The organism is Sphingomonas sp. UYAg733, assembly GCF_054057355.1.
Genome location: NZ_JBSRZE010000001.1, coordinates 141,673 through 156,518, shown reverse-complemented (window position 1 = coordinate 156,518; position 14,846 = coordinate 141,673). Strand labels below are relative to the sequence as shown.

Sequence of the window (14,846 nt, the reverse complement as noted above, 5' to 3'; positions counted from 1 at the left end):
CAACATATTGAAAAGACAAAAAAAGGGCCGACCCCGAAGGATCGGCCTTGAAAGTTTTAGGAGAGGATGCCTGAAAGGCACCGGCTTTGTGCGCTGCCGCAGTTTATTGTGCAAGTGCGAAAAGAGAGACGGTGATTGCGTTTCATGCAACTACTGGTGATAACGGCAAGAGGGGAAATGGAAGGTTTCGAGGATAGGGTATATGGTGCAGCGCACAATTAAGCAGAGCTTTCATGCGTAGATTGCCGCCCCTGACCGCAATCGAGGCCTTTGTGCAGGTGGCTCGGCTGGGGTCGATCAAGGCAGCTTCCGCCGAGCTCGCGTTGTCGCCACCCGCGCTCAGCCGGCGTGTCCAGGCGCTCGAGCGTTTTATCGACAAGCCGTTGTTCGAACGCCGCCACCAGGCGGTGGTGCTCAATGCCGATGGCGAACGCCTGCTCGCCCAGATCGCCCCGACGATCGACAGCCTGTCCGACGCGGTGGAATCGATGATGGGGGGCAGCGATGTGCTGCGGCTCCGGCTCGGCATCATGCCCTTGTTCGCATCGCAGCGACTATTTCCGAAACTCGGCGAACTCCGGGCGAGGCATCCTGAACTTCATCTCGATATCGACACCGCCGGACATGGTGTGATGCGGCTCGGCGACGGGCTCGATGCGGTGATCGCCTTGGCGCGCGACATCGATCCCGGACTCTATGCCAAGCGGCTCGATCGCAATTCGGTCTATGTCATCGGCGCGCGCGCGTTGATCGAGGGCGACGATCCGATCACCGATCCGGCGCAGATCAAGTCGCTGACCGCATTGGTCCACCGCGACATGCCCGACACGTTCAGCGCGTGGCGCCAGGCGGCTGGCCTTGGAGATCTCGAGCCGCTGGCGATCGATCATTTCGATTCGGGACCGCTGATGCTTGAGGCGGCGGCGCAAGGTCTCGGCATCGCCTTCATGCACGAAAGCCATTTCGAGGACGCGCATGACGACCGGCTGGTGAGGTTGTTCGATATCGAGGTCGAAAGCCCATACAGCTACTGGTTCGTGTGCCGGCCGCGCGCGCTGAGCCTGCGGCCGGTCAAGCTGTTCCACGACTGGCTGATCGAGGCGGTCGCGGGAAAATAGATTGTAGCGGGCCGGCCGCTCGACCGGCCCGTTGGTCGGTTATGCGGCGCGCATCGACACGATCTTGCCGGGGCTACGCGGCGGCTCGCCCTTGGGCAGTGCATCGACATGCTCCATGCCGTCGGTCACTTCGCCCCACACGGTATATTGGCCGTCGAGGAATCGGGCATCGTCGAGGCAGATGAAGAACTGGCTGTTGGCCGAATTCGGGCTCTGCGCGCGGGCCATCGACGCCACACCGCGGACATGCGGTTCCTTCGAGAATTCGGCGGGCAGATTGGGATGCTTGTCGGATCCGTGCATGCCGGTGCCGGTCGGATCGCCGCCCTGCGCCATGAAACCGGGGATCACGCGGTGGAATACGACGCCGTCGTAGAAGCCGTTATTGGCCAGCTCGACAATGCGCGCGACATGCTGTGGCGCGAGGTCGGGGCGGAGCTTGATCGTCACGGTGCCGCTATCGAGCGTCAGCGTCAGGGTTTCGGGGGTGTCGGCCATGTCGGGCTCCTGAAAGGGGAAACCCGCGCCGTAGCGATCCACGCCACGACTGGCAAATCAGGCGTTGCCGCTCATGCCCGACCACAAGGGAGGTTGGCAGGAGCGAGGGTTGCGTCACACCCCTCCCGACCGGCTTGTGAGCCGTCATCCACCTATCCGCTCGTTTTTCGCTCGTCGCCTGACAAAGGCCGTCTGCGCGGATTGGCATAATTGCCTCAGGACGTTAGACCGCCCCCGGCACCGGGCGCGCCATTTCGGCAAGGGAGGTCCCAGGATGAGTGAGACCGACCTGACGCCAGCCGAAGGCGAAATCGAAACCGGCCAGCTCGACGAGGATGATCGGCTCAAGCCCGAATTCGTGCGCGCGGTGCTTGACGCGGTCGAGGCGGGTAATGACGAGGCCGCGCGTGCGCTGGTCGAACCGCTCCATCCGGCGGATATCGCCGATCTGTTCGAACTGACGCCGAACGAACGTCGCGGCGACCTGGCCAAGTCGATCACCGACCTGCTCGACGGCGACGTGTTCGCCGAGATGAACGATTATGTCCGTGAGGATCTGATCGATTCGCTCAGTGCGACCCAGGTTGCCGACATCGCTTCCGAACTCGATACCGACGATGCCGTCGCGATCATCGAGGACATGGAGGAGGACGAGCAGCGCGCCGTGCTGCGCGCGCTCGACCCTGACGATCGCGCCGCGATCGAGGAGGCGCTGTCCTATCCCGAGGAATCGGCCGGCCGATTGATGCAGCGCGAGCTGATCGCGGTGCCCGAACATTGGACTGTCGGCGACGCGATCGACTATCTGCGCGGTCATGAGGAATTGACCACCGATTTCTGGGAAATCTTCGTCGTCGATCCCGGCCACAAGCCAGCCGGCACGTGTCAGCTGTCATGGATCCTGCGTACCCCACGCACTGTGTCGATCGCCGATGTGATGAAACGCGAACAGACGCTGATCCAGGTCGATATGGACCAGGAAGAGGTCGCGCTGCGCTTCCAGAAATATGCTCTTATCTCCGCCGCCGTCGTCGATGCGGGCGGACGGCTGGTCGGCATGATCACGGTCGACGACATCGTCCACATCATTTCCGAAGAAGCGGGCGAAGATATCCTGCGCCTGTCGGGCGCCGGCGAAGGCGACATCAACGAACCGATCGCGCTGACCGTGCGCACCCGGATCACCTGGCTGGTGGTCAATCTCGGCACTGCGATGCTCGCGGCGTCGGTGGTTGGGGCGTTTCGGGGCGAAATCGCCAGATTCGCGCTGCTCGCGGTGCTGATGCCGATCGTCTCGGGCATGGGCGGCAATGCCGGCACCCAGACCTTGGCGGTGGTGGTGCGCGCGCTGGCGACCAATCAGCTGACCAGTTCCAACACCGCACGCATGATCCTGCGCGAATTCCGCATCGCCGCCGCCAATGGCGCGATGCTTGGGATCTTGATCGGCATGGGCACCTGGCTGATCTTCGGCAACTCTGATCTCGCGATCGTTATCGCCATGGCGATGGTGATCAACAATCTCGTCGCCGGCCTGTCAGGTGTGCTGATCCCGGTCGGGCTCGAACGCGCCGGGGTCGATCCGGCGGTGTCCTCGGCGGTGTTCGTGACGATGATGACTGATGTGATGGGATTCTTCTGTTTCCTCGGGCTTGCATCGCTCTGGGGGCTTGGCGGCTAGCCGCTGGCGACCCATTTCGGGCAGATGCCGCTTCACCTCACCAAAGTCGCGTTCGGCGCGACCAGCCTCGATCACCTCGCCGAACGGCTGCTCGTGCGCGCCGAAACGGGGCCGGTGTTTCTGACGACGCGCTACCTGCCCAAACGGCATGAGGAAATCATCGGTGGGGGTTCGCTGTTCTGGATCATCAAGCATCAACTCGTGGCGCGATCGCCGATCCTGCACTTCGGCGACGCTGAAGGAGGCAAGGTCGCGATCCATATTGATCCGAAGCTGGTGCTCACCCATGCGCGGCCGAAACGCGCGCATCAGGGCTGGCGCTATCTCGAGGACGCCGATGCGCCGGTCGATCTCGGCGTGGATGAAGTGGCCGGCGACGTGATGCCCGCCGCATTGATGGGCAAGCTGTCCGGGCTTGGCCTTATCTAGCCGGTTTGAGTTTGCCGCATGTCACCGGACCTCCGGCGATCGCCCGGACCGTGCAGGCGGGGTCGCCGGTGACGGTTACCGCTCCAAGCCCCGTGGTGGTCACCGACGCGGTATAACGCGCGGACGCTCGCGTTTCGCCGGTGCCGTCGAGACGCACCACCAGGTCGCTGACGTCGAGCGCACTGGCGTCGATTGACCCGGAGCCATTGGTCAACAGGCGTGTCTTCGCAGCGCGACCGTTCAGCGTGATATTGCCGGTGCCGATCACCGTCGCGTTCAACTGGTCGGCCGCGATGCCGGAGACGGCCAGCACGCCAGAGCCGTTGATCGAAAGATCGACGCGCTGGCCTTTCATGCCGTTGACGGTCAGCCGCGCGCCGGCATTGACGTTGGCGGCGCGCAGCATCGGTGTCGACAATGTGACGATTGGGGCCTTGCGTGCAGCCCCGGGCGTTTCGCCCCAGCCTTCATTGCCGATCCGAACGATCAGCGTGCTGCCCTCGACCCTGATGACGAGTTGGTCGAGCGTACGGACATCGGCATCGGCATGCGCGCCGGGCGCCTTGCCCGTGTCGAGCCGAACGTCGAACGGGCCATCGATGCGGACGCGGTCGAAACTGCCGACCGAATAATTGCGCTCGGCGGCATCGGCGCAGGTCGCCACGCTGGCAGACAGCAGGATGAGCGTAGCGGCGAGTGTATGGCGGATCATGCGACCTGCATCGCACCGATCCGCCATGCTGCCAAGCATATCAGGATTGCTCGAAATGGCTGTCAGCGCATTTCAAACGAAATTCAGCCGCAGCGGACCTCGCCCGATCCCATCTTGCTGGTCTTGCATTTTGCGCCCTTCCCCAGATCGACATCACCCGAACCCATCACCGACACATCGGCGGGGCCGGTCACGTCGGCCTTGGCGCTGCCCGATCCAGCGATCGAGACGCTCGCGCCCTCGGCCTTGACGCTGCCGGCGTCGATGTCGCCGGATCCGGCAATCTCCATCGACAGGTGCTTGGCGGTGCCCGCCAAGCTCATATCGCCCGATCCGGCGATCGAGAATTTGCCGGTCTGCACGTTCAGTACGGCAACCGCCATATTACCCGATCCGGCAGTCTCGCCGGTGAAGCTTTGGCCCTCAGCACGGTCGATCGACAGATTGCCCGACCCGGCAATGCCTGCTTGGGCGATTCTCGGCATGGTCACGAAGACCTTCACACCTTTATGATTGCCGCCGCCCCAGTTAAATCCGGTGCCGTTGATTCGGCCGACCTTCAGCGTGCTGCCGTCTTTTTCGATCTTGAGCTTGTCGAGCTCATCGGAGGCGCCCTCGGCCCGCACAGAGAATCCGGTACCGACGCGAATATCAATGTCGTCCGATCCGCGCAGGTCGACCTGGTCGAAATCGGTGACGGCGAAGGTGCGTGTCGTGCCGCTGCCCGATCCCGGAAGGCCCGGTTTGCTGTCGGCGGCGTTCGAGCCGTACGAACAGGCCGCGAGCGGCAGGACGGCGATCAGGGTGAAAAGGCGCATCGAGACTCTCCCAGTGTGTGTTGGTTTAATAACACACTGATCGATGCGATGCAAATAATAAACGGGCAAATAAAAAGGGCGACCATCGCTGGCCGCCCTTCCTTATCCGGTCAGAATCCCGATCAGGCGGGAATCTTGTCCTTGTTATGGATTGCGGCAGCCTTGCGCAGGATCTCGAGGATCTTTTCCTGTGCGGTCGGCTCATCGACCTGCTCCATTGCGGCGAGTTCGCGCGCGAGGCGGCTGGTCGCGCCTTCGAAGATCTGACGCTCCGAATAGCTTTGCTCGGGCTGATCGTCGGCGCGGAACAGGTCGCGGACCACTTCGGCGATCGACACCAGGTCGCCCGAATTGATCTTGGCTTCATATTCCTGCGCACGGCGCGACCACATGGTGCGCTTGACGCGCGGCTTGCCGGTCAGAGTGTCGAGCGCCTCGCGCAGCGTCTTGTCGGAAGAGAGCTTGCGCATCCCGACCGATTCAGCCTTGTTGGTGGGCACGCGCAACGTCATGCGTTCTTTCTCGAAGCGCAGCACATAGAGTTCGAGCTGCATGCCGGCGATTTCCTGCCGCTGCAGTTCGATGACACGGCCGACGCCGTGCTTGGGATAAACGACATAATCGCCGACGTCGAAGGACAGCGCCTTGGCAGCCATTCCGTTGAGCCTTTCTGTGGACCGATGCCCCGGAGAAGCGCGACGGCAGCGGTGCCGGATACGCGCGATGGGGAATGTTGATTTCAGTACGTCTCCAGATCGGAAGAACGCGCAACCGTGCCTTCCGTCTCCGCCTGTTTAACAGAGTCGTAATAAAATTACCAGCTAAACGTCGCTAGACGCGGGCTGTTAACGCTGAAACCTGCCCAGATCGGGCAGCATCGGTGGCCGATTAGTCCCCCGCACCGGGTTCGGGCGAGAAGAACTTGTCGAATTTACCCTCTTCACCCTTGTGCTCGTCGGCATCCGCCGGGGTCTGGTCGTTCTTGCGCGTGACATTGGGCCATTGCGCCGAGAAGGTGTTGTTGAGCTCCATCCATTGCTCGAGCCCGGATTCGGTATCGGGCAGGATTGCCTCTGCCGGGCATTCGGGTTCGCACACGCCGCAATCGATGCATTCGCTCGGGTTGATGACGAGCATGTTCTCGCCTTCATAGAAACAGTCGACGGGGCACACCTCGACACAGTCCATATACTTGCACTTGATGCAGGCGTCGGTGACGACGTAGGTCATGGCGGTATCCCGTATAGGCCCCAACAGGCAGCGAACCCGCTTCTGCTATGCGCCGAGTCCGGCCTCGTCAATCGGGTCCGGCTTGCTGCGAGACGTTCGCAAATTTGTTTGAGAATTCGCGAAAGAGCGAATTCCATGGCGGTGCCGCCTGCCTATGGCGCATTCTCAAACAAACTCTCAGTGAGTTCGGTATAACATGCTCTCGCTTCGGGCGCCGGGCCACGGCGTGGTGGTAACGCCTCGATCCGGACCACCCGTACCGCAGCGTTGCTCAGGAACGTCAGGACATTGCCGACACGCACAGCGGCATGGGCGCGATCGATCGGCCGGCCATCGATGCGCAAGCGGTTGTTGGTGGCGATTGCCTGTGCCGCACTGCGCGTCCTGGCCAGGCGCGCGAACCACAGGAAGCGATCGAGCCGCATTGTCGTGCCGTCAGCCACGAAGCTCAGCCGCGGAACAATGCAAGATCGGCGAGCGCCGAAAAGGCGTTGTCGCGCGGTGGTGGCGTCGCCTTGGCGCGCGCCTGGCCGCGCCAGATCCAGCGCGGGCGATCATTCTCCGGCGGCGCGGTGCGAAAGCCGAGGCCCGCCATCAATCGCTCCAGCGTAGCAGGTGCCAGGCCGATCGAGATGGCGAGCGCGGGGTCGGGCGCGAATGGGCGCCGTCCGGCGCGCGCGTCATGCGCGCTACGGGCGATACGTTCGACCAGGTCGACGCGCGCCGCCTGAGTGGCGATCTGGCGGAAACCGGCGTCGAGTGTCGCGCCGGGCGTGCCGCGCGCCAGCACAGTCGCACCATCGGGCGGACCCTCGACGATCGGCGTACCGGTCTGCGCGGAGAGCAGCGCGCGCCGCCAGCGCGCGGCGCCAGGCTTGAGCAGGCGCGGATCGAATAAATCGAGCGCGCCGATCGTCACGCCGATCGCACGCAACCGCTTGCGCGCCGGTTGATCGAGCCCATCGACCGCGACGTGCAGATCGATCCGCGCGGCAAGACCGCCGCGATCGACCAGGGCCGCCGCAACCGCGCGGAGCGCCGGGCTGGCGGCGGCGTCGCGCGCTGCGGCATCGAGTGCGACCAGGGCGGGAAGGCGCTGCATGGTCTGGCTGGCGATCCAGCGATCGAGCCGTGCGACGATCTTTGTGCGCACCGCGACATCGAGACAGTCGAGCGACCTGTCGAGCTTCAAGCGCGGACTGACCAGTGAGGCACCGGCGGTCAATGTCGCGACTGGCAGCCCATTCCATGCGAGCATGGGTATCGCGCCCGTGTCGACCGTCAGCGCCAGCGCGGAATCCTCGGCCGCCACAAGCGCGGCGCTACGCCGTGCCCGTTCGTCGCCCAGTCTGCGCTCGGCGGCGGCGAGTAAAAGCCTTTTGTCGCTATGGCCAGCATCGGGCGCGACGATGAAGCGGAATCCGTCCAGCCGCCCGATCAGGTGATCCTCGACCATAACCTCGCCCTGCTCACCGATCACCACGGGCAGCGCGCGCGGGTCGGCACCGATCTGGCGCAGCAACATGGTCGTGCGCTTGTCGACGAAACGCTGCGTCAGGCCGCGGTGAAGCGCGTCCGACAGCCGTTCTTCGACTTCGGCGGCGCGGGCCGCCCAATGCATCGGATCGGCCAGCCAGTCGGGGCGATTGGCGATATAGGCCCAACTCCGCGCCGCCGCGATCCGCCCGGCCAGCGTCTCGACATCGCCGGCGACCGTGTCGAGCCGCGCGATCTCGTCGGCGAACCATTGATGCGGGATATGGCCCGACCCTTCGCTGAGATGGCCGAACACGCGCCCGACGAAACGCGCATGCGGATCGACGCCGAGCTTGCGGAAATCGGGCAGGCCGCACGCCGCCCACAGCCGCGCGACCATCGCAGGGGACCGGACGCGTTCGCGCACCCACCCCTCTCCGGCGAGCCGCTTGAGCACAGCGAGATCGACCGCTTCGGGCGCGGCGCGCAGTACGCGGCTGTCGGGCCGCGCTTCGAGTGTGGCGATCAGGTCGTCGATGCTCGCCATGTCGGGCTCGCCGTCGCGCCAATAGAGGAAATCGAGCCGCGGGAAACGATGCTCCTCGATCGCCAGCACTTCTTCGGGTGTGAACGCGCCCGGCCCTTGCTCGACCAGTGCGCCGAAGGTGCCGTCGCGCTGATGCCGCCCGGCGCGACCGGCGATCTGCGCCATCTCGGCAACGGTCAGGCGGCGCTGGCGATGGCCGTCGAACTTGTTGAGGCTGGCAAAGGCGACATGCGCTACATCCATGTTCAGCCCCATGCCGATCGCGTCGGTGGCGACGAGATAATCGACCTCGCCGGCCTGAAACATCGCGACCTGTGCATTGCGCGTGCGCGGCGAGAGCGCACCCATCACCACCGCCGCGCCCCCGCGCAGACGCCGCAGCATCTCGGCCACGGCATAGACTTCCTCGGCACTGAACGCGACGATCGCGGATCGTTTGGGCAAGCGCGAAATCTTCCTCGCCCCGGCATAGCTGAGTGTAGAAAAACGCGGTCGATTCTGGATATCCGCTTCCGGCACCAGTGCTTTGAGCATGGGGCGAAGCGCTTCGGAGCCAAGGATCATCGTCTCCTCGCGACCCCGCGCGCGCAACAACCGGTCGGTAAAGACATGGCCACGCTCGGCATCCGCGCCAAGTTGCGCCTCATCGATTCCGACAAAGGCAAGGTCGCGATCGAGCGGCATGCTTTCGGCGGTGCACAGGAACCAGCGTGCGTCCTTCGGCACGATTTTTTCTTCGCCGGTGATCAGCGCGACACGGCCTTCGCCTTTCAGCTTGACCACCCGGTCGTAAACTTCGCGCGCGAGCAGACGGAGCGGAAAGCCGATCATGCCGCTCGAATGGCCGCACATGCGCTCGACCGCGAGGTGCGTCTTGCCGGTGTTGGTCGGGCCCAGCACGGCGGTGACTGTCAAGTCGGGATCGGCGCGGCTCATGGCGAACACAACATCGGCGTGGCGCGGTGAACGCGCAACCCGCTCCGGTTAAATTCGGGGCCAAGCACTTAATTTGGTTAGGAGTTCCGTTAAAGAATCTCGTTTCGTCGCAACAGCATAACGGCTGACCGTAGAGTTCCAAGTGCGGAACATTCCTTAATTTGACTTTAGTATTTTGGCGTCACAGTCATCCCACCCATGCCGGGGGTGACGGCGACGAGTGACTTGGGGATCAGTCGCCTTGTTCTTACGCAGCGATCATGGGTTGGACCAGGCGGGTGGCACGGCGACACTCTCGTTCGGTCGTGCCGCGTATGTGCCGGCCGCTCCTTCTCCGCTCGACAAGCTCCGCACCGGCATTGCGCAGATCGACTGGGCGCCCGATCTCGGCGCGCGGATCGGCTCCGCCGACTGGTGGCGTGGTGCCGCGACCTGCGCCGGGCTGATCGCCGTGACCTGTTTTCTCTCACCCGGTTTCGACCGGTCCATCCTTGGCGATGTCGCGCCCGCATTGTCGGGCAGCGAATGGGACGAGGCGCGCGCGCAATCGATCGCGCCACTCGCCTGGGGCGCGGCGACCGGTCGACACATGGCCGCGAACGATCTGGTCGCACCGCTTGCCGAACAGCCCGAACGCCCGCGGCAGGACCTGACCACGACATTGGGCCAGGGTGACAATTTCGGCCGCATGCTCGAACGCGCTGGCGTGTCGAAGAGTGACTCCGCCGAAGTCGCCGCATTGGTGTCGAATGCGGTGGCGCTGGACGACATCAAACCCGGTACGCGGATCGACATGACGCTGGGCCGCCGTCCCGACCGGACAGTCGCACGGCCGCTCGAGCAACTCGCGTTCCGCGCCAAATTCGATCTCAAGCTCTCGGTCAGCCGGTCCGGCAACGCACTCAGCATGACGCGTCAGCCGATTGCGATCGATCATACGCCGTTGCGTATTCAGGGTCTGGTCGGATCGAGCCTGTATCGGTCCGCGCGCGCCGCCGGCGCCCCGGCCAAGGCGGTCGAGGCCTATATCAAGGCGATCGCGTCGCGCATCTCGATCGGCCGCGATGTCAGTTCGGCCGATAAATTCGATTTCGTGCTGGGCCAGGCGCGCGCCGCGACTGGAGAGGTCCAGCTCGGCGAACTCATGTTCGCCGGCCTCGATCAGGGCCGCAAGAAAATCCAGTTGGTCAAATGGGGTAGCGAAGGGCGCGAGCAATGGTTCGAGGCCAACGGCGTCGGCGAACGCCGCGGCACGATGGGCATGCCCGTCGCCGGCCGCCTGACCTCGAACTTCGGCATCCGCATCCACCCGATCCTGCACACCGCACGGATGCACAAGGGGCTTGATATCGCCGCCGCCTATGGCTCGCCGATCTATGCCGCGATGGACGGTGTGGTCGCGCTGGCCGGGCGTAACGGTGGTTATGGCAATTTCGTCAAGCTGATCCATGGCGGCGGCATGGCCACCGGCTATGGTCATATGAGCCGCATCGCAGTGCGCGCCGGCACCCGCGTCGCGCGCGGCCAGGTGATTGGCTATGTCGGCTCGACCGGTATGTCGACCGGACCGCATCTCCATTATGAATTGTGGAAGAATGGCGTCGCGATCAATCCGCGATCGGTCTCGTTCACGACCATGGCGCAGCTTTCGGGCGCAACGCTCAGGGCATTCAAGGCGCGTGTCGCGGCGCTGATGTCGGTCCGTCCTGGCGGACGCTAAGGCAAGAAGGTTTTCCGGATAATATAGCTGGCCGACACCATCGCGAAAGCGAGGGGCCCGCTCCCCCTGCTTCGTGTTTTTCATGCCGCTCGTTGGTGTGCGTTGAAAGAAGGAAGGAAGCGGGATTCCCGCGTTCGCCGGAAATGACGGGCGATTTAGGTTGAGCAGCGAGCCTTTACCGTCCCTGCGAACGCCAGCGTTTGATCGTGCGCGCGATGATCTGATCCTCAGAACCGACTTCACGCCACAGGTCGGAGAAAAGCGGGTCATCGGAGGCAGGGCGCTTGCTCTCTTCCAGCCCGTCGAACGACACGCGGATCGGGATCGCGACGCCTTCGCCGCAGATGATGCATTCACGGTTGCGCAGCGCGGGAATCGAATCAAGGAACCCGCGCGCGCCTTCGGGCATCGCCGCGCGCACAAAGGCTTGATCGCGATCGTTGTTCAGGCGCATCGAGATGATCGTGCCGCACTGCGACAACACGCCTTCGGCCAAATCGGATGGCCGCTGTGTGATCAGGCCGAGCGATACGCCGTACTTACGGCCTTCTTTGGCGATCCGGCTCAGGATGCGGCCAACCGAAGAACTGTCGGCGTTGCGCTCGTTCGGGATGTAGCGATGCGCCTCCTCGCACACCAACAGGATCGGGCGCTGTGGTTCGTTGCGCGACCAGATCGCGAAGTCGAACACCATGCGGCTGAGCACAGCGACCACCACGGACGTGATGTCCGACGGCACGCCGGAAACGTCGATGATCGATATCGGCTTGCCGCCGCCGGGCAGGCGAAAGATGCGCTCGATGAAATTCGCCATCGTGTCGGCGACGAGCATGCCCGAAAACATGAAGCCATAGCGCGGGTCGGCCTTGATCTCGTCGATCTTGGTCTTGAGCCGCAGATAGGGCGCGGTATCGCCGGCGCGATCCATCTTGCCCATTTCCAGGCTGATCAGATTGGTCAGGTCGCTGAGCAGATAGGGAATCGGCGCATCGACCGTCAGCTTGGTGATCTCTTGCCCCAATCGCCCCTTGGCGCGTGCCATCAACAGACATTTGGCGAGGATGTCGCCATCGATCTGACGCTCCGATCCCGACGTCGTCAGGAACACTTCGCAATGTTCCTCGAAATTCATCAGCCAGTACGGCATCTGCAAGTTCGACACGTCGAAGATCGCGCCGTTGGTCTTGAACGCGGCGGCATATTCGCCGTGCGGATCGACCATCACGATATGGCCCTGCGGCGCCAGTTCGCAGATCCGGTGCAGGATCAGTGCGGCGCTGGTCGATTTGCCGGTACCGGTCGATCCGAGCAGCGCGAAATGCTTGCCGAGCATGGCATCGATATACAGCGAGGCGCGGATGTCGCGCGTCGGATAGACCGTGCCGATTTCGATAAAGGCGCGGTCGTCGGCGGCGTAGACCTGTTTTAAATCGGCGGTCGAAACCGGAAAGACCAGCGTGCCGGGCACCGGATACCGCGTCACGCCGCGGCGGAACTTGTAAAGTTTGCCGGTCAGCTTTTCCTCATCGCCCTCGCCGAGAAAGTCGACCTGCGCGGCGATACGGTCCGTATGGCCATCGACCATGCGCAATGAGCGGATATTGGCGATCAGCCAGGTACCGCCGACGCGCATCTTGATCTGGCTGCCGACCGATCCGGCGCCGGCGACGACCGGGTCCGGGCTGTCCGCGAACAATTCGAGCGCACGTGCGTCGAGCACCACCTGACTGCTCGATCCGGCGATCTCGATCACGACGCCGATCGCGTCGCCTGAGGCGCCGGGCATCACCGCCGCCGCCGTTGCGGGCGCTGCCTTGTCGAAAGCCTGGCCGCCCAACATTTCCGTCATCTGGGATATCCCCCGGGGTTAACCCACGGAGCTATGGCGCAAACTCGTAAAGATTGGGTGTTGCGGGACGGGTTTGTCTAGTGGGCCGGCGCCGGCCCACAAATCAAATGCGTCGCGCGACATAGCCGGCGGTCCAGCCGAAGATCACCGAAAGCGCGACCGCGACCAGACCATAGGCGATCGAATGATTGTCCGCGGCGCGCGCGACGAAGCGTTCGAAGCCCGATTTGCGGATATCGATATCGCGCGTTGCCGCAGCCAGCACGCGGCCGTCGCGGATCAGGAAGGTTTCCGCAGTGAATCGCCCGACTGGCACGCGTGCCGGTACGACGACGCGGGCGCGGTAGAGCACGCCGTCGGTGATCTCCACCGCGCGCGGCGCTTCATAATAGAGTCCCGAGCGCCGCTTGAGGTCGACCAGGCCATCGGCGAAGCGATTCTGCTCCTCTGGCGGCGCGCTGCTCGCCGGCGACAATTGCAAGCTGTCGAGTCCGAGCTCGTAGATTGCGCGGGTGCGGTCGTCGACCAGCTGATCGACCGGCTTGGAGGAGATGATCGCGTAGAAACTGGGTGCCGAACGATAGCGCAGCCGCGCGGCATTGACCCAGATACCGGCGACCTTCTCCTTCTCGCGCACGAGGATCGACTGTACCGGCCCTTTTACGACGACGACGACATCGGTCGGCTTTTCGACCCCGGGCAGGCGCCCGCCGGGATAGAGAATCGCCCCGAACAGCAGCAGTTCGGCGCCGGTGAAGGAATAGGCGATCTCGATATTACGCTGTGACACATCGGGGACCAAGACCGGTTTGGCCTGCGCCATCAACAAGGGCGCGAGGAGGATGAGCACCAGCCGCTTCACGACGGCTCGACCGAATAGATTTCGTCGGGACGCCAGCCCAGCCCAATGCCGATGCGGATCGCGACGAGCAGCACGATCACCGCGAGCGCGAGGCGGAGATATTCGGGCTTCACCCGGCTGGCGAAGCGCGCACCGATCTGCGCGCCGACCACCGATCCGAGCAGCAGCAGAGCGGCGAGCACGATATCGACCGCCTTGGTCGTCGTCGCATGGACCATCGTTGCCGCAGCGGTGACGAACAATGTCTGGAACAATGATGTGCCGACCACGACCTGCGTACCCATGCCGAGCAGATAAAGCATCGCCGGCACCAGGATGAAACCGCCGCCGACCCCGAGCAGGATCGTCAATATGCCGGTGAAGAAACCGAGCAGCAGCGGCGCGAGTGGCGAGATGTAAAGCCCCGAGGCGTAGAAGCGCGTGCGCCCCGGCAGTGAGGCGACCAGCGGATGGTGACGGCGCTTGCGCGGCTTTGGCGGCGTGGCGCCGCGCGTCACGCGGATCGCCCGGAGCGATTCATGCCCCATCAGCCCCCCGATCGATCCCAGCATCAGGACATAGATCACCGCGATCACGGTATCGATCTGGCCGCTCGCCTGGAGCAGTCGGAAGATGCCAGCGCCAGCGAAAGACCCGACCACGCCGCCTGCCACCAACACCCCGCCCATCTTGAAATCGACACCCTTGCGCCGGACATGCGCGAACACGCCGGAAACGCTGGCGCCGGTCACCTGGCTCGCGGCCGACGCTGCCGCGACGGTCGGCGGGATGCCATAGACGATCAGCAACGGCGTGGTCAGAAACCCGCCGCCGACCCCGAACATACCCGACAATATGCCAACGCCACCACCGAGCAGAACGATGACAAGCGCGTTGACCGACAGGTTGGCGATGGGCAGGTACAGGTCCATTGCCGCCAGTGACTAACCTGTTCGTGGACGAGGCGGAAGCGCCGCCAGCCGGAAATCGG

The 14,846-nt window shown here is 63.9% G+C and carries 14 protein-coding genes; 4 read left to right on the top strand and 10 right to left on the bottom strand.

The genetic code is table 11. The features are described 5' to 3' along the window. The first annotated feature begins 233 nt into the window (after nucleotides 1-233). Nucleotides 234-1,118, top strand: a complete 885-nt coding sequence (locus tag ACVWZA_RS00830) for a LysR substrate-binding domain-containing protein (RefSeq protein ID WP_457309259.1) — start codon at nucleotides 234-236, stop codon at nucleotides 1,116-1,118. 39 nt (nucleotides 1,119-1,157) lie between these two features. Here ACVWZA_RS00830 and ACVWZA_RS00825 read toward each other — a convergent pair whose 3' ends face one another. Beyond that, on the bottom strand, nucleotides 1,158-1,616 hold the full coding sequence (locus ACVWZA_RS00825; RefSeq protein ID WP_457309258.1) for a peptidylprolyl isomerase: 459 nt from the start codon (nucleotides 1,614-1,616) through the stop codon (nucleotides 1,158-1,160). Nucleotides 1,617-1,890: 274 nt separating this feature from the next. On the opposite strand from ACVWZA_RS00825, the gene mgtE reads away from it, so the two are divergent. Continuing rightward, nucleotides 1,891-3,297, top strand: coding sequence for a magnesium transporter (gene mgtE, locus ACVWZA_RS00820; protein WP_457309257.1), 1,407 nt, complete (start codon nucleotides 1,891-1,893; stop codon nucleotides 3,295-3,297). 24 nt (nucleotides 3,298-3,321) lie between these two features. Next, the gene (locus tag ACVWZA_RS00815) at nucleotides 3,322-3,726 is read left to right on the top strand and encodes a DUF1489 family protein (RefSeq protein WP_457309256.1); all 405 of its coding nucleotides are present in this window, start codon (nucleotides 3,322-3,324) and stop codon (nucleotides 3,724-3,726) included. Here ACVWZA_RS00815 and ACVWZA_RS00810 read toward each other — a convergent pair. The 6 genes from ACVWZA_RS00810 to ACVWZA_RS00785 form a co-directional block, all read right to left on the bottom strand. Continuing rightward, complete coding sequence (locus ACVWZA_RS00810) at nucleotides 3,719-4,438, bottom strand: GIN domain-containing protein (protein WP_457309255.1); 720 nt, start codon at nucleotides 4,436-4,438, stop codon at nucleotides 3,719-3,721. The two genes, ACVWZA_RS00815 and ACVWZA_RS00810, sit on opposite strands and share 8 nt — an antisense overlap. Nucleotides 4,439-4,521: 83 nt before the next feature. Beyond that, entirely contained in the window at nucleotides 4,522-5,256 is a 735-nt protein-coding gene (locus ACVWZA_RS00805) for a head GIN domain-containing protein (RefSeq protein ID WP_457309254.1), read from the bottom strand. A gap of 122 nt (nucleotides 5,257-5,378) precedes the next feature. Then, nucleotides 5,379-5,912 carry a CarD family transcriptional regulator gene (locus ACVWZA_RS00800; RefSeq protein ID WP_183113909.1) on the bottom strand — a complete coding sequence of 178 codons (534 nt, stop codon included), beginning with the start codon at nucleotides 5,910-5,912 and terminating at the stop codon, nucleotides 5,379-5,381. A 232-nt stretch (nucleotides 5,913-6,144) separates the two neighbouring features. Then, entirely contained in the window at nucleotides 6,145-6,486 is a 342-nt protein-coding gene (gene fdxA / locus ACVWZA_RS00795; protein ID WP_457309253.1) for a ferredoxin FdxA, read from the bottom strand. Nucleotides 6,487-6,638: 152 nt separating this feature from the next. Next, nucleotides 6,639-6,911, bottom strand: coding sequence for an RNA-binding S4 domain-containing protein (locus ACVWZA_RS00790; RefSeq protein WP_457310035.1), 273 nt, complete (start codon nucleotides 6,909-6,911; stop codon nucleotides 6,639-6,641). 23 nt (nucleotides 6,912-6,934) lie between these two features. Beyond that, entirely contained in the window at nucleotides 6,935-9,445 is a 2,511-nt protein-coding gene (locus ACVWZA_RS00785; RefSeq protein WP_457309252.1) for a helicase-related protein, read from the bottom strand. Between the two features lie 241 nt (nucleotides 9,446-9,686). On the opposite strand from ACVWZA_RS00785, the gene ACVWZA_RS00780 reads away from it, so the two are divergent. Beyond that, the gene (locus tag ACVWZA_RS00780) at nucleotides 9,687-11,165 is read left to right on the top strand and encodes a M23 family metallopeptidase (protein ID WP_457309251.1); all 1,479 of its coding nucleotides are present in this window, start codon (nucleotides 9,687-9,689) and stop codon (nucleotides 11,163-11,165) included. 175 nt (nucleotides 11,166-11,340) lie between these two features. Here ACVWZA_RS00780 and ACVWZA_RS00775 read toward each other — a convergent pair whose 3' ends face one another. From ACVWZA_RS00775 to ACVWZA_RS00765, 3 genes are all read right to left on the bottom strand, one after another. After that, nucleotides 11,341-13,014, bottom strand: coding sequence for an ATP-binding protein (locus tag ACVWZA_RS00775; protein WP_457309250.1), 1,674 nt, complete (start codon nucleotides 13,012-13,014; stop codon nucleotides 11,341-11,343). Between the two features lie 103 nt (nucleotides 13,015-13,117). After that, nucleotides 13,118-13,837: a TIGR02186 family protein gene (locus ACVWZA_RS00770; RefSeq protein ID WP_457310034.1), complete on the bottom strand. Its 720-nt coding sequence runs from the start codon at nucleotides 13,835-13,837 to the stop codon at nucleotides 13,118-13,120. Nucleotides 13,838-13,872: 35 nt separating this feature from the next. Next, on the bottom strand, nucleotides 13,873-14,787 hold the full coding sequence (locus ACVWZA_RS00765) for a sulfite exporter TauE/SafE family protein (protein ID WP_457309249.1): 915 nt from the start codon (nucleotides 14,785-14,787) through the stop codon (nucleotides 13,873-13,875). Nucleotides 14,788-14,846: the final 59 nt, after the last annotated feature.

What these genes read in the sequence shown, in the direction of transcription:
- ACVWZA_RS00775 (WP_457309250.1), bottom strand. Translation starts at nt 13,014, where the DNA reads ATGACGGAAATGTTGGGCGGCCAGGCTTTCGACAAGGCAGCGCCCGCA.
- ACVWZA_RS00790 (WP_457310035.1), bottom strand. Translation starts at nt 6,911, where the DNA reads ATGCGGCTCGATCGCTTCCTGTGGTTCGCGCGCCTGGCCAGGACGCGC.
- ACVWZA_RS00830 (WP_457309259.1), top strand. Translation starts at nt 234, where the DNA reads ATGCGTAGATTGCCGCCCCTGACCGCAATCGAGGCCTTTGTGCAGGTG.
- ACVWZA_RS00770 (WP_457310034.1), bottom strand. Translation starts at nt 13,837, where the DNA reads ATGGCGCAGGCCAAACCGGTCTTGGTCCCCGATGTGTCACAGCGTAAT.
- ACVWZA_RS00800 (WP_183113909.1), bottom strand. Translation starts at nt 5,912, where the DNA reads ATGGCTGCCAAGGCGCTGTCCTTCGACGTCGGCGATTATGTCGTTTAT.
- ACVWZA_RS00785 (WP_457309252.1), bottom strand. Translation starts at nt 9,445, where the DNA reads ATGAGCCGCGCCGATCCCGACTTGACAGTCACCGCCGTGCTGGGCCCG.
- ACVWZA_RS00815 (WP_457309256.1), top strand. Translation starts at nt 3,322, where the DNA reads ATGCCGCTTCACCTCACCAAAGTCGCGTTCGGCGCGACCAGCCTCGAT.
- ACVWZA_RS00805 (WP_457309254.1), bottom strand. Translation starts at nt 5,256, where the DNA reads ATGCGCCTTTTCACCCTGATCGCCGTCCTGCCGCTCGCGGCCTGTTCG.
- fdxA (WP_457309253.1), bottom strand. Translation starts at nt 6,486, where the DNA reads ATGACCTACGTCGTCACCGACGCCTGCATCAAGTGCAAGTATATGGAC.
- mgtE (WP_457309257.1), top strand. Translation starts at nt 1,891, where the DNA reads ATGAGTGAGACCGACCTGACGCCAGCCGAAGGCGAAATCGAAACCGGC.
- ACVWZA_RS00825 (WP_457309258.1), bottom strand. Translation starts at nt 1,616, where the DNA reads ATGGCCGACACCCCCGAAACCCTGACGCTGACGCTCGATAGCGGCACC.
- ACVWZA_RS00810 (WP_457309255.1), bottom strand. Translation starts at nt 4,438, where the DNA reads ATGATCCGCCATACACTCGCCGCTACGCTCATCCTGCTGTCTGCCAGC.
- ACVWZA_RS00765 (WP_457309249.1), bottom strand. Translation starts at nt 14,787, where the DNA reads ATGGACCTGTACCTGCCCATCGCCAACCTGTCGGTCAACGCGCTTGTC.